13 protein-coding genes are annotated in these 13461 nt (G+C 72.1%); 5 read left to right on the plus strand and 8 right to left on the minus strand.

The window, feature by feature from the left end; genetic code table 11:
• Window positions 1-37: 37 nt before the first annotated feature.
• The 5 genes from ACWEEU_RS16875 to ACWEEU_RS16895 all read right to left on the minus strand — a co-directional run bounded on the left by ACWEEU_RS16875 (window position 38) and on the right by ACWEEU_RS16895 (window position 4237).
• Window positions 38-1378: an HD-GYP domain-containing protein gene (locus ACWEEU_RS16875; protein ID WP_451733043.1), complete on the minus strand. Its 1341-nt coding sequence runs from the start codon at window positions 1376-1378 to the stop codon at window positions 38-40.
• A gap of 153 nt (window positions 1379-1531) precedes the next feature.
• Complete coding sequence (gene rsrA / locus ACWEEU_RS16880; protein WP_385745454.1) at window positions 1532-1834, minus strand: mycothiol system anti-sigma-R factor; 303 nt, start codon at window positions 1832-1834, stop codon at window positions 1532-1534.
• Window positions 1831-2535, minus strand: a complete 705-nt coding sequence (locus ACWEEU_RS16885) for a sigma-70 family RNA polymerase sigma factor (RefSeq protein WP_385745452.1) — start codon at window positions 2533-2535, stop codon at window positions 1831-1833. The genes rsrA and ACWEEU_RS16885 overlap by 4 nt, the downstream gene beginning before the upstream one ends.
• Before the next feature lie 258 nt (window positions 2536-2793).
• Window positions 2794-3420 carry an alpha/beta hydrolase family protein gene (locus ACWEEU_RS16890; RefSeq protein WP_451733047.1) on the minus strand — a complete coding sequence of 209 codons (627 nt, stop codon included), beginning with the start codon at window positions 3418-3420 and terminating at the stop codon, window positions 2794-2796.
• A 1-nt stretch (window position 3421) separates the two neighbouring features.
• Entirely contained in the window at window positions 3422-4237 is an 816-nt protein-coding gene (locus ACWEEU_RS16895; RefSeq protein WP_451733050.1) for an SOS response-associated peptidase, read from the minus strand.
• Between the two features lie 67 nt (window positions 4238-4304).
• Here ACWEEU_RS16895 and ACWEEU_RS16900 point away from each other — a divergent pair, with 67 nt between their 5' ends.
• The 4 genes from ACWEEU_RS16900 to ACWEEU_RS16915 all read left to right on the plus strand — a co-directional run bounded on the left by ACWEEU_RS16900 (window position 4305) and on the right by ACWEEU_RS16915 (window position 7874).
• Complete coding sequence (locus ACWEEU_RS16900; RefSeq protein ID WP_385745447.1) at window positions 4305-5021, plus strand: M50 family metallopeptidase; 717 nt, start codon at window positions 4305-4307, stop codon at window positions 5019-5021.
• A gap of 110 nt (window positions 5022-5131) precedes the next feature.
• Entirely contained in the window at window positions 5132-6439 is a 1308-nt protein-coding gene (gene aroA, locus ACWEEU_RS16905; protein WP_018544409.1) for a 3-phosphoshikimate 1-carboxyvinyltransferase, read from the plus strand.
• Between the two features lie 16 nt (window positions 6440-6455).
• On the plus strand, window positions 6456-7466 hold the full coding sequence (rsgA, locus tag ACWEEU_RS16910; protein WP_385745444.1) for a ribosome small subunit-dependent GTPase A: 1011 nt from the start codon (window positions 6456-6458) through the stop codon (window positions 7464-7466).
• Window positions 7467-7550: 84 nt separating this feature from the next.
• Window positions 7551-7874 carry a DMT family transporter gene (locus ACWEEU_RS16915; RefSeq protein WP_385745442.1) on the plus strand — a complete coding sequence of 108 codons (324 nt, stop codon included), beginning with the start codon at window positions 7551-7553 and terminating at the stop codon, window positions 7872-7874.
• On the opposite strand, the gene ACWEEU_RS16920 is transcribed toward ACWEEU_RS16915, so the two are convergent.
• The 3 genes from ACWEEU_RS16920 to ACWEEU_RS16930 are packed head-to-tail and all read right to left on the minus strand — an operon-like array spanning window position 7871 to window position 11582.
• Window positions 7871-9706: an ABC transporter ATP-binding protein gene (locus ACWEEU_RS16920; protein ID WP_451733055.1), complete on the minus strand. Its 1836-nt coding sequence runs from the start codon at window positions 9704-9706 to the stop codon at window positions 7871-7873. The two genes, ACWEEU_RS16915 and ACWEEU_RS16920, sit on opposite strands and share 4 nt — an antisense overlap.
• Window positions 9703-10602, minus strand: a complete 900-nt coding sequence (locus ACWEEU_RS16925) for an ABC transporter permease (protein WP_451733058.1) — start codon at window positions 10600-10602, stop codon at window positions 9703-9705. Before ACWEEU_RS16925 ends, ACWEEU_RS16920 begins: the two co-directional genes overlap by 4 nt.
• Complete coding sequence (locus tag ACWEEU_RS16930) at window positions 10599-11582, minus strand: ABC transporter permease (protein ID WP_385745437.1); 984 nt, start codon at window positions 11580-11582, stop codon at window positions 10599-10601. Before ACWEEU_RS16930 ends, ACWEEU_RS16925 begins: the two co-directional genes overlap by 4 nt.
• A gap of 177 nt (window positions 11583-11759) precedes the next feature.
• Between ACWEEU_RS16930 and ACWEEU_RS16935 the strand changes: the two genes are divergently transcribed.
• Entirely contained in the window at window positions 11760-13460 is a 1701-nt protein-coding gene (locus ACWEEU_RS16935) for an ABC transporter family substrate-binding protein (RefSeq protein WP_451733062.1), read from the plus strand.
• The last annotated feature ends 1 nt before the right edge of the window (window position 13461 follow it).

Raw genomic sequence — 13461 nt, forward strand, 5'->3', positions numbered from 1 at the left:
CCCCGGCCGGCGCGTGACGTTCTCGTGGCGTCCGTCGTCATCGGTGGGCCCCCGTGCGGTAGTGCGTACGCTGCCTGGGCGGCTGCGGCCGGGCGGGTTCGTCGGCGGTGACCGCGGGGCGCCAGCCGTGGCGGCTGAGGGCGGCGGCGAGCGCGGTCACCATGCGGGGGTCGAACTGCGCGCCCGCGCACCGCCGCAGCTCCGCCACGGCCACGTCGACGGGGCGCGCCCTGCGGTAGGAGCGCGTGGAGGTCATCGCGTCGAAGGCGTCGGCGACGGCGACGACCCGGGCGCACTCGGGGATCTGGCCGCCCGCGAGGCCGTAGGGGTATCCGGTGCCGTCGAGGCGCTCGTGGTGGTGCAGGATCGCGGCGCGGGCCTCGCCGAGGAAGGAGATGCCGCGCACCATCTCGTGGCCGTACTCCGGGTGCAGCTCGATGATCCGGCGCTCCTCGGGGGTGAGCGGGCCGTCCTTGCGCAGCAGCCGGGTGGGGACGCCGAGCTTGCCGACGTCGTGCAGGATGCCGGCGAAGCGCAGGACCTCCACGCGGTCGTCGTCCATGCCGAGTTCACGGGCGATCATCACGGACGCCTGACCGACGCGCTCGCTGTGGCCGCGGGTGTAGCCGTCCTTGATGTCGACGGCCTGCACCAGGGCGCGGATGGTGGCCTGATGGGCGGTGCGTTCGCGGTGGTACTGGGCGAACACCCAGCAGGAGACGCCCATCGGGAGCAGGACGAGGAGTGCGGCGACGGGGCCGTAGGGGCTCTTCCAGAGGACGGCCGTCATCAGTCCGGCCAGTCCGTGCACGGCGACCGGGGCGAGGGAGCGGGTGAACGGCCCCCGCCAGGTGCGGCGCAGGGCGCCCCGGCCCCAGGCGGGTGCTGCCGTGACCGCGGCGAGCAGCGCGCCGTCGAGGACGGTGAGCACCAGGCAGAAGGCGAGGACGGCTGCCCCGGCGGGCAGCAGGACCTGCGGGAAGGCGGGGTGGGTGACGGCGTCGGCGCCGTCGAGCGCGCGGTGGGTGGACGCGGCGGCCCACACGGCGAGCGCGGCACGCGCGGCACGCCACACGCGCCGGGCCGGGGCGGCCGGATGCTCGGCCGGGGAGAGCAGGGCGGCGGGCAGCGGGACCAGCGCCGCGGCCGCCGGGGTGAGCAGGAAGGCCGCGGCGAGCAGTACGGGGTAGAAGGTGCCGCCGAAGCGACGGCGGACCACCTGGTCGCAGAGCGCGTACAGCGCCGCGAGCAGGAGAGGTGCCCGCCAGGAGGTGACCGTCCGGGCGACGGGGGTGTCGGTCAGCGGCAGGACGCAGAGCAGGGCGAGAAGGGCGGCGCAGACCACGCAGGCCCGCGCTCTCGCCGGAACCGCCTCCATGCGCCCTCCCCGACCATGCCTGTCCTGGCTGGGGAGCCTAGGGCGGTGGCCGGGGGCCGGGGGCTTACGAGCCGAGGATTAGCACGTTCGGGTGAAAGCGGGCGAAACTCCGGCGAGCCTTGCGTGCTCGCGGGCATCAGCCGTGCTGAACCCTCAGCGCTCGCGGGCCGCCGCCGTCACGTCGTGCTCGGGGACGGTCTGGCCGGAGCGGATCAGCTCGATCCGCCCCATGACCTTGGCACGCAGGTCGGCGGGGACGTCGTCGTGTCCGCAGCACCGCTTGACCAGCTTCTTCACGGCCTGCTCCAGGCCGTACTTCTCCAGGCAGGGCGAGCACTCCTCGAAGTGGTGCTGGAACTTGTCGCGATCGACGTCCGGCATCTCACTGTCGAGGAACTCGTACAGATGGTCGAGGACCTCACCGCAGTCCGTCTCGTGCGGCTCTCCGCAGCTCATGAGCCCGAGCCTTTCGCTTCGTTCGACTCTCCGGCGCCGGCCGGGACCAGCCCACGGTCGCGGGCGTAGTCCTCCAACATGCCGCGCAGTTGACGGCGGCCCCGGTGCAGCCGGGACATCACCGTACCGATGGGTGTCCCCATGATGTCCGCGATCTCCTTGTACGCAAAGCCCTCGACGTCCGCGAGATAGACGGCGATGCGGAACTCCTCGGGGATCGCCTGAAGCGCTGCCTTCACGTCCGAGTCCGGCAGATGGTCGAGCGCCTGCGACTCGGCCGAGCGCAGCCCGGTCGACATGTGCGACTCGGCGCGCGCGAGCTGCCAGTCCTCGATCTCCTCGGCCGCGCTGCGCTGGGGTTCGCGCTGCTTCTTGCGGTACGAGTTGATGAAGGTGTTGGTGAGAATCCGGTAGAGCCACGCCTTGAGGTTGGTGCCCTCGCGGAACTGGTGGAAGGACGCGTACGCCTTCGCGTACGTCTCCTGCACCAGGTCCTCGGCGTCGGCCGGGTTGCGCGTCATGCGCAGCGCGGCCGAATACATCTGGTCGAGGTATTCGAGCGCGTCCCGCTCGAAGCGCGCGCTGCGCTCCGCGCCGGTCTCGGAGCGTGCCTCGGCCGCTCCCGCGCTCACGCCCTGGCCCTCGGGCAGCTCCGCCTGGCCGTTGTCGGCACCCGCGTCCGTCCCAGTGACCGGACCCACCTCCTCAAGTTCCCGGGCAGGACCGAAACCGGTCCCACTCGATTCGGAGGATAGAACACGACCCGTGCCCGCCGCCGCTCGAACGGGAGCGGCCTTCGCCGCGTGCAGCACCGTCCAGTCCAGGTCAGCACGGTTGCTGCTACGGCTGGGACATGTGGTCGAACCCATGCGGTTTCCTCTCCTGCGACGGTCTCGGTCCCGGCGCTCCAGCGCTTCTGTCCGCCACAACAGCGGTGCGCCGCCGGGCATTCCCGGGCGTCACCCGAGTGACGCGGCCCACCGCACGACACCGTCGGTGACGACCTTCAGTGCCTCCTCCTGGGTGAGCGGGGAGCGCTTGGGCACCGCGAGCCCGTGGTCGGCGCCGGGCACCTCGACCAGCTGGTACCCGCCCTCGGGAAACTCCTCGGGCCGCCCGAAGGGGTCGTTCCCGCCCTGGACGACGAGGGTGGGCACCCCGGTGCCCAGCAGTTCGTCCGCCCGGGACTTCTCCGGCTTGCCCGGCGGGTGCAGCGGAAAGCTCAGCGCGAGCACCGCCCGGGCGCCCAGTTCCGCGGCGGTACGGCAGGCGACGCGGGCCCCGGCGCTCCGCCCGCCCGCGATCACCGGCAACTCCATCCCGGCCACCGCGGGCCAGACCTCGCGCCACCCCGCGTCCAGGGTCTTCGGCGCCGGCGCGACCTTCTTCCCGGCGACCCGCCACGGCTGCTCGACCAGCGCCACGGTCACCCCGTGCTCCGGCAGCACCCGCGCCAGCGCCTGAAGATCCCGCGCCTCGACGCCTCCACCCGCCCCGTGACTCACGGCCAGTACGAACCGCGCGTCCTCCGCACGGTGCCAGGTGAGCCGGGCGGTCCCGATGTCGGTCTCGACGATCTCGATCACATCAGAAAAGTGTGCCCTCTTCCGGCCCCTCCAGCTCCTTCAGCAGCTCCGGGCCGTTGTTGCGGACGTTGCTGACGGCGGTGGGGACCGGGTAGGCGCGCATCAGGCCCTCGGGGGGCGGGGCGAGCAGGGCGCGCAGTTCGTCGGGGTCGGTGCGGGCGGGGTCGAGCCAGGCGTCCCAGCGGTCGGGGGTGAGCATCAGAGGCATCCGGGGGTGGATGTCGGCGAGCGCGTGGGGGCCCTCGGCGGGGGCGACGGCCAGCGGGGACCGCTCGGCCTCGGTGGTGATGACCGAGCAGGTGGACCACCAGGCGCGGGGGTCGTCGGCGGGCAGGGTGGCGTCGCGCCAGAACTCGTAGAGCCCGGCCATGGCGAACACCGAGCCGTCGGCGGGAAGCACGAAGTACGGCTGCTTGCGGGGTCGCTTCTTCTTGCCCTCGACCTCCAGCTCGCGTTCCTTGTCGCCGGTGACCCACTCGAAGTAACCGTCGGCGGGCAGGATGCAGCGGCGGGCGGCGAAGGCGCGGCGGTAGGCGGGCTTCTCGTGCACGGTTTCCGCGCGGGCGTTGATCATCCGGGCGGCGCCCTCGGGGGTCTTGGCCCAGGACGGCACCAGTCCCCACTTGAGCCTGCGCAGCTGGCGAACCGGACGGCGGTCGTCCGCGTCTTTGAGGGGGCGGTCCAGGACGGCGTAGACCTCCTTGGTCGGGGCCACGTTGTAGTCCGGTTCGAGGGTTTCCTCGGCATCCCACTTCTGGATCTCGAAGATTCCCGCGAGATCCTCGGGCCTACGACTCGACGCATACCGTCCGCACATACGTGCCACAGTGCCAGATCCGGCCCGGGCGATCACGCCATACGACGACAGGGAGCCATCAACCGCCATGGACAGCAGTACCGCCGCCGGTCTCTGGGACCGGCTCATCGGCACCCAGCCGGGACCGAACCTCTGGGTGGTCGTGGCCACGCTGGCCGCCGCGCTCGTCGCGGTGGTGCCGCACCGGCTGTGGCGCCTCTCCCGCAACGCGATCACCATCGCGCACGAGGGCGGCCACGGGCTGCTCGCGCTGGTCACCGGCCGGCAGCTCACCGGGATACGACTGCACTCCGACACCAGCGGCCTGACCCTGAGCCGGGGCAAGCCACACGGCCTCGGCATGATCCTCACGGCCGCCGCCGGGTACACCGCGCCCTCCCTGCTGGGCCTCGGCGGCGCCGCCCTGCTCGCGGACGGCCGCATCACGCTGCTCCTGTGGGTGGCGACGGCACTGCTGCTCGCGATGCTGGTGATGATCCGCAACGCCTATGGCGTCCTCACCGTGGTCCTGACCGGCGGCACCTTCCTGCTGATCTCCTGGCTCGCGGACTCCCAGGTCCAGGCCGCCTTCGCGTACGCCGTCGTCTGGTTCCTCCTCCTCGGCGGCGTCCGCCCCCCGTTCGAGCTGCAGGCCAAGCGCCGCCACGGCGAGGCCGGCGACTCCGACGCCGACCAGCTCTCCCGCCTCACCCACGTCCCGCCGGCCCTGTGGCTGTTCCTCTTCCACGCGGTGTCGCTGTGCTCGCTGATCGGGGGCGGGGGGTGGCTGCTGGGGCAGCGGTGAGAGCGGTGCCCGTCCGCGCGGCGCGCGGGACGCGCCGTACCCCGTCCACCCCGTGGACGGTGCCCCGTACGGCGGGCGCTCGGGCAGGGACCGCCTTATAGAGTGGGCCCATGCCCGAAATCCCCGCCCTCTGGCCCGCCCCGCACGCGACCGGACCCGTCGACGCGACGGTTCATGTGCCCGGGTCCAAGTCGGTCACCAACCGTGCTCTCGTGCTCGCCGCCCTCGCCTCGGAGCCGGGGTGGCTGCGCAGGCCGCTGCGCTCGCGCGACACGCTGCTGATGGCGGGGGCGCTGCGGGCGATGGGTGTGGAGATCGAGGAGGGGGTCGGCCCGGACGGTTCCGGGGAGGCCTGGCGGGTGCTGCCGACGGGGCTGCGCGGCGGTGCGACGGTCGACGTGGGCAACGCGGGCACCGTGATGCGCTTCCTGCCGCCGGTGGCCGCGCTGGCCGACGGTCCCGTCCGCTTCGACGGCGACCCGCGCTCCTACGAGCGTCCGCTGCACGGCGTGATCGACGCGCTGCGCGCGCTCGGCGCCCGGATCGACGACGACGGCCGGGGGGCGCTGCCGCTGACCGTGCACGGCGTGGGGGCGCTGGACGGCGGCCCGGTGTCGGTCGACGCGTCCTCGTCCTCGCAGTTCGTCTCGGCGCTGCTGCTGTCGGCGCCCCGCTTCAACCAGGGCGTGGAGGTCCGCCACACCGGTGCGACCCTGCCCTCGATGCCCCACATCCGGATGACCGTGGACATGCTGCGCGCGGTCGGCGCCCAGGTGGACACCCCGGAGTCGGGCGGCGAGCCGAACGTGTGGCGGGTGACCCCTGGCGCGCTGCTCGGCCGGGACCTGACGATCGAGCCGGATCTGTCCAACGCCCAGCCGTTCCTGGCGGCCGCCCTGGTCACCGGCGGCAAGGTGCTGATCCCGGACTGGCCGGAGCGCACCACTCAGCCGGGTGACCGGCTGCGGGAGATCTTCACCGAGATGGGTGGTTCCTGCGAACTCACCGAGTACGGGCTGGTGTTCACCGGTTCCGGTGCGATCCACGGCATCGACGTGGACCTGGGTGACGTGGGCGAGCTGACCCCCGGCATCGCCGCGGTCGCCGCGCTGGCCGACTCCCCCTCGACCCTGCGGGGCGTGGCCCACCTCCGGCTGCACGAGACGGACCGGCTGGCCGCGCTCACCAAGGAGATCAACGAGCTGGGCGGTGACGTCACGGAGACGGCGGACGGTCTGCACATCCGCCCCCGCCCGCTGCACGGCGGCGTCTTCCACACCTACGAGGACCACCGCATGGCCACGGCCGGCGCCGTCATCGGCCTGGCGGTGAAGGACGTGACGATCGAGAACGTGGCGACGACCGCGAAGACGCTGCCCGACTTCCCCGAGCTGTGGGCCGGGATGCTCGGGAACTGACGGGCGGACTGGAACCATGCGCCGCTACGGCAAGCACACCGACGAGGACGACATCCGGACCCGTCCCAACCGCAAGGGCAACCGCCCGCGGACCCACATCCGCCCCAAGCACGAGGACGCGGCCGAGGGCATGGTCCTCACCGTGGACCGGGGCCGGCTGACCTGTCTGGTCGACGGTCGCACGGTGACCGCGATGAAGGCCCGTGAACTGGGCCGCAAGGCGGCGGTGGTGGGCGACCGGGTGGCGCTCGTCGGTGATCTGTCCGGCACGAAGGACACCCTCGCGCGGATCGTCCGCATCGAGGAGCGCGCCTCGGTGCTGCGCCGCACCGCCGACGACGACGATCCGTACGAGCGCGTGGTGGTCGCCAACGCCGACCAGCTCGCCATCGTCACCGCCCTCGCGGACCCCGAGCCCCGCCCCCGGATGATCGACCGCTGTCTGGTCGCCGCGTTCGACGGCGGCCTGGAGCCGCTCCTGGTGATGACCAAGTCGGACCTGGCCTCGCCGGAGAAGTTCCTCGAGCTGTACGGCGATCTGGACATCCCGTACGTGATCACCAGCCGCGAGGAGCTGGCGAGCGGCGCGGCGGCGGAGCTGGTGCGCGAGCATCTGGACGGCCGCATCACCGCGTTCGTCGGCCACTCCGGCGTCGGCAAGACGACCCTGGTCAACGCGCTGGTCCCGGAGGACCGGCAGCGTACGACGGGGCACGTCAACGCGGTGACCGGGCGCGGCCGGCACACCACGACCTCCGCGCTCGCGCTGCCGCTGGCGGACGGCCGGGGCTGGGTCGTGGACACCCCGGGCGTACGGTCCTTCGGGCTCGCGCACATCGACCCCTCGCGCGTGATCCACGCCTTCCCGGACCTGGAGCCGGGCACCGAGGGCTGCCCTCGCGCGTGCAGCCACGACGAGCCGGACTGCGCGCTGGACGCGTGGGTGGCCGAGGGTCACGCGGACCCGGCGCGGCTGTACTCGCTGCGCAGGCTGCTGTCGACACGGGAGCGCCGGGAAGGCGACTGAGCCTCGTGTGGTTTGCCGGGGTCCGGCACCGGCAAGTGCATAATCGCACCGAGCCGGGGATCCGGACCTACGGGAGGACAGCACATGGCGTGGCTGCTGGTCATCGTCGCCGGGCTTCTGGAGACCGGCTTCGCCGTGTGCCTGAAGCTCTCGCACGGCTTCACCCGGCTGTGGCCGACGATCGCCTTCGCCGCGTTCGCGCTGGGCAGCTTCGGGCTGCTGACGCTCTCCCTGAAGAAGCTGGACGTGGGTCCCGCGTACGCCGTGTGGACCGGCATCGGCGCGGCGGGCACCGCGATCTACGGCATGATCTTCCTCGGTGACCTGGTCTCCACCCTGAAGATCGTCTCGATCTGTCTGGTCATCGCCGGGGTGATCGGCCTCCAGCTCTCGGGCTCGGCGCACTAGGGACCTTCGCGAGGTCTAGGGGGAGACGCCCCCTGGTTCCCCAGCACTTCGCGCACACGCGGGAAGTGGCAGGCGGCGCCGTCGCCCTCGAACTCCGGCACCTCGTGCGCGCACCGCTTGCGCTCGTCCTCGCCCAGTTCGGCCTGGAGCGGGCAGCGGGCCCGGAAGCGGCAGCCGTCGTAGCGGCGGGTGGGGCTCGGCGGGTCTCCGATCAGCAGGATGCGCCGCCGGGCCCGCTCGCGCACCGGGTCGGGCAGCGGTACGGCGGACAGGAGCGCCTGGGTGTAGGGGTGCCGGGGGCGGGCGAAGACCTCGTCGACGGGTCCGGCCTCGACCGTGCGGCCGAGGTAGACGACGCTGACCCGGTCCGCGATGTTCCGTACGACCGACAGATCGTGGGAGACGAGCAGATAGGCGAGCCCCAGTTCCTCCTTCAGGCGTTGGAGCAGGTCGAGCACCTCGGCCTGGACGGAGACGTCGAGCGCGGAGACGGGTTCGTCCAGGAGCAGGAGTTCGGGTTCGACGGACAGTGCGCGGGCGATGCCGATGCGCTGGCGCTGGCCGCCGGAGAACTCGTGCGGGTAGCGGTCGGCGTGGTCGGGGTCGAGTCCGACGCGGGCGAGGAGCCCCGGCACCGCGCGGGCGGCGGTCGCCCGGTCTGCGCCCTGGGCGCGCAGGGGCTCGGCGACGATGTCCCCGACCGGCATCCGGGGGTCGAGCGAGGCCATGGGGTCCTGGAAGACGACCTGGACGCGCCGCCTCAGCTCGCGCTGCTCGGCCCGGGTGAGGGTGCCGTACCGCCGTCCGAACAGCTCGACGGTGCCGCCCTCGGGGGCGGCGAGTTCGAGGAGTTCGAAGAGGGTGGTGGACTTCCCGGAGCCCGACTCCCCCACGACGGCGAGGGTTTCGCCGCGTCGCAGGTCGAGGTCGACCCCGTCGACGGCGTGGACGGTGCCGGTGCGGCGGCGCAGGACACCTGCGGAGCGCACGGGGAAGGTGCGGGTGAGCCCGCGCACGGTCAGCACCGGTTCGCCGGTGGCGGGCGCGGGGACGCGGGGGGTGTCCAACCGGGGCACGGCGGCAAGGAGTTCGCGGGTGTAGGGCTCGCGCGGGGTGCCGTAGACCTGCTCGGCGGTGCCCTGTTCGACCACCCGGCCCTCCCGCATGACGGCGACCCGGTCGGCCATGCCCGCGATGACCCCGAGGTCGTGGCTGACGAGCAGCATCGCCGCGCCGGTGGTGCGTTGGGCGGTACGCAGGACGTCGAGGATCTGCGCCTGGATGGTGACGTCGAGAGCGGTGGTGGGTTCGTCGGCGAGGAGGACGTCGGGTTCGTTGGCGATCGCCATGGCGATCATGGCGCGCTGGCGCATCCCGCCGGAGAACTCGTGCGGGAACGCCCGTGCGCGCAGCGGCGGTTCGGGGATGCCGACGAGGTCGAGCAGTTCGACGGCGCGGGCGGCGGCCCGGGCGCGGGAGACGTCCTGGTGGGCGCGGACGGCCTCGGCGATCTGGTCCCCGATGCGGTACACGGGGGTGAACGCGGACAGCGGGTCCTGGAAGACCATCGCGATCCGGCGGCCCCGGATGGCGTTCAGCTCGCGTTCGGGCGCGCCGAGGAGTTCGGTGCCGTCGAGGCGTACGGAGCCGCGCGCCACGGCGTTGCCGGGGAGCAGGCCGAGGACGGCGAGGGCGGTGGCGGATTTTCCGGAGCCGGACTCCCCGACCAGGCCGAGGACTTCGCCCCGGTCGAGGGTGAGGTGCACATCGCGGACGGCGGGTCTTCCGTCGAAGTCGACGTCAAGACCGGCGAGTTGGAGCAGCGGGGTCACCGGGTCACCGCCCGGGAGGTGGGGTCGAGGGCGTCGCGCAGTCCGTCGCCGACGAGGTTGACGGCGAGGACGAGTACGACGAGCAGTCCGGCGGCGAAGAAGAACATCCACGGGTAGGTCACCGCCGCGCCCGTGCCGGAGGCGATCAGGGTGCCGAGGGACACGTCGGGCGGCTGGACGCCGAAGCCGAAGTAGGACAGCGCGGTCTCGCTCATCACCGCGCCGCCGACCTGGATGGTGGCGTCGATGATCAGGAAGGAGGCGACGTTGGGCAGGACGTGCCGCCAGATGATCCGGAACGGCCCCACACCCATGTACCGCGCGGCGCGCACGAATTCGCGCTCCTTCAGGCTCAGCGTCATGGACCGTACGACCCGTGCGGTGATCATCCAGCCGAAGACGGCGAGCAGTCCGACGAAGGCGAACCAGCCGCCGGAGCGCAGTCGGGGCGAGACGATCGCGATGATCAGGAAGGAGGGGAAGACGAGCAGCAGGTCGACGGCGAAGGTGAGCAGCCGGTCGGTCCAGCCGCCGAAGTAGCCCGCGCAGGCGCCGACGAGTGAGGCGAGCCCGGTGGACAGGACGGCCACCAGCAACCCGATGACCAGGGATTTCTGGAGTCCGCGCACGGTCTGCGCGAACACGTCCTGCCCGATCCGGTTGGTGCCCCACCAGTGCTCGGCGTCGGGCGCGGCACGCAGCGCGCCGTAGTCGACGTGGCTGTAGGACCACGGGGTGAGGTACGGCCCGGCGAAGCCGAGCAGGAAGAGCAGCGCGAGGACGACGGCTCCGGCGAGCGCGGCCCGGTGCCGTACGAAGCGGCGCAGCACGAGGGCCGCGCGGCCTGCCGGGACCTTCGAGGCGGGGGCGGGGACGGGGGTGAGGGCGGTGGTCATCGGGCCTGCCGGACGCGGGGATCGAGGGCGGCGTGCAGCAGGTCGGCGAGGAAGCCGGACAGGAGCACGGTGACGGCGGCGAACACGTTGACGGCGACGACGGAGTTGACGTCGTTCTTGCCGATGGACGCCACGAACCACTCGCCCATGCCGTGCCAGCCGAAGATCGTCTCGGTGAAGGTGGCGCCGGTGAACAGGGCGAGGAAGCCGTAGGAGAAGTACGTCGACATGGGCACGAGTGCGGTGCGCAGCCCGTGCCGGAGCAGGACGGTCCTGCGCCCGAGTCCCTTGGCGCGCGCGGTGCGCAGGAAGTCGGAGCCGAGCACGTCGAGCATGGTGCTGCGCTGGTAGCGGCTGTAGCTCGCGACGGCGAACAGCGCGACGGAGAGGGTGGGCAGCAGCAGATGCCCGGCGCGGTCGCCGAGGACGGCCCAGAGACCGCCGGTCAGGCCGGGCGTCTTCTCGCCGGTGAACTTCAGATCGGTGCCGGTCGTCTGGTTGACCCAGATCGCGCCGGTCTTCAGCAGGATCGCCAGCAGGAAGACCGGGGTCGAAAGCAGCGCGAAGGAGACGACGGTGAGCGCGCGGTCGCTGAACCGGTACTGCCGCGCGGCCGTCCACGCCCCGGCCAGCACCCCGGCGGCCGTGCCGAGGACGGTGCCCGCGAGCAGCAGCCGCAGGCTGACCCCGACCCGGCGGCCGAACTCGGCGTTCACGGAGGTGCCGTCGATGGTCTCGCCGAGGTCGCCGTGCAGGGCGCGCCCGCCCCAGTGCCGGAAGCGGTCGCGCAGCGGCTCGTGGTCGTTGACGCCCAGCTCCGTGAGGTGGTGGTCGACGGCGCTCGCGGACAGCGGCGGCTGCCTGCCCTCGTAGGCGGCGCGCGGATCGAGCGCCAGCGAGGCCAGGACGTACGACAGGCAGACGGCGGCCAGAAGCAGCACGGCGTGGTAGCCGAGGCGTTTGGCCAGGTAGAAGGGCACGTCAGAAATGGTCCAGGCCTTCTGTTGCGGCAATATGAAGAGAACATGTCAGTAATCCCGGGGCTCTCCCCCGGTGGTCGTGCGCCGTTCTACGTTCTGCCCGTCGGGTCCGGCCCGGCACGGTCGGGCCCCGCCGCCCGGTCCGGGAGATTCCGCCGAGCCCGCAAAGGACACCCCATGCGTCACGCCTCCGCCGCAGCCTGGATCGCCGCCACGGCGGCCGTCGCGTCGCTGGTGACCGGCTGCGGCTCCCCGGACCACGGCACCGCGCACAAGAAGGCGGCTCCCCGGGCGGACGGCCAGAACATCAACGCCCACCCGCTCTCCGACATCAAGCAGGGCGGCCGGCTGAACCTCGCGATCACGCAGTGGATCACGCAGTACAACGTCAACACCGTCGACGGCGCCCAGGGCGACGCCCAGGAGCTGGCCCGCACCGTCCTGCCCGACCTCTTCGACTCCGACGCCAAGGGCGCGGTCCACGCCAACCCCGACTTCCTGCTCGCCGCCAAGGTGACCTCGACCTCGCCGCAGACGGTCGAGTACCGGCTGAACCCGAAGGCGAAGTGGTCCGACGGCACCCCGCTCGGCTGGCGCGACTTCCGCGCCCAGTGGGAGGCCCTGAACGGCCGGAACAAGGCGTACGAGGCCGCCGACACCTCGGGCTACGACCAGATCGCGAAGGTGGCCGGAGGCAAGGACGCGCACACGGTCGAGGTCACCTTCTCCTCGCCGTACGCCGACTGGCAGCGGCTGTTCGACCCGCTCTACCCGGCGAAGTACACGTCCACCCCGAAGCAGTTCAACAAGGGCTGGTCGGAGAAGGCGCCGGTCACCGGCAACGCCTTCCGGATCGCGTCGTACGACAGGACCGCGCAGACCATCACCCTGGTGCCCGATGCGAAGTGGTGGGGGAACCGGCCGAAGCTCGACGGGATCGTCTACCGCGTCCTCGACTTCGGCGCGCGCACCGAGGCGTACCTCAACAAGGAGCTGGACAGCGCGACCGCGCTGCTGCCCGAGGACTACAAGCGGCTGGTGAAGGCGCCGGGCACGGACATCCGGCGGGGCGCGCGCTGGGACGAGGTGCACATCACGCTCAACGGCGGACGCGGACCGCTGAAGGACCTGCGGGTGCGCCAGGCGGTCCAGCACGCCGTCGACCGCAAGGGCATCAACGAGGCGTTCGCGAAGGACCTCTCCTTCCAGCTGGCCCCGCTCGACAACCACTTCTTCATGCCCAACCAGCAGGGCTACCGCGACACCTCCGGCGGCTACGCGGCCTACGACCCGAAGGCGGCCGCGAAGCTCCTCGACGCGGCGGGCTGGAAGGACAACGGCGAAGGCAGGCCGCGCACCAGGGGCGGCAAGCAGCTCGCCCTGGACTACGTTCTCAGCTCCGGCAGCACCTCCGCCCAGTTCGACCAGGCCGAACTGGTCCAGCAGCAGCTCGCCCAGGCCGGGATCAAGGTCAGTCTGAAGAAGGTCCCGGCCAACGACTACTTCAACCGGTTCGTGAACCGCGGCGACTTCGACCTGACCAGCTTCCGCAACGTCGACGCCGTCTTCCTCACCACGATCACGCCGGTCTTCCAGCAGCCGAAGGGGCGCAACCTCTTCCAGAACTTCGGCTCGGTCGGCTCCCCGAAGATCGACGCCCTGCTGAAGAAGGCGGGCCAGAGCACCGACCGCGCCGAGGCGATCAAGCTCTACAACGAGGCCGACACCGAGATCTGGCGGCTCGGCCACTCCATCGAGCTGTACCAGCGGCCCGAGATCCAGGCCGTGCGCAGCGACCTGGCCAACTACGGCTCTCCGGGCCTGGCGGACGTCGACTACACCAAGGTCGGCTGGCTGAGGAAGACGGCCGGGAAGTAGC

Source organism: Streptomyces sp. NPDC005004 (genome assembly GCF_053600675.1).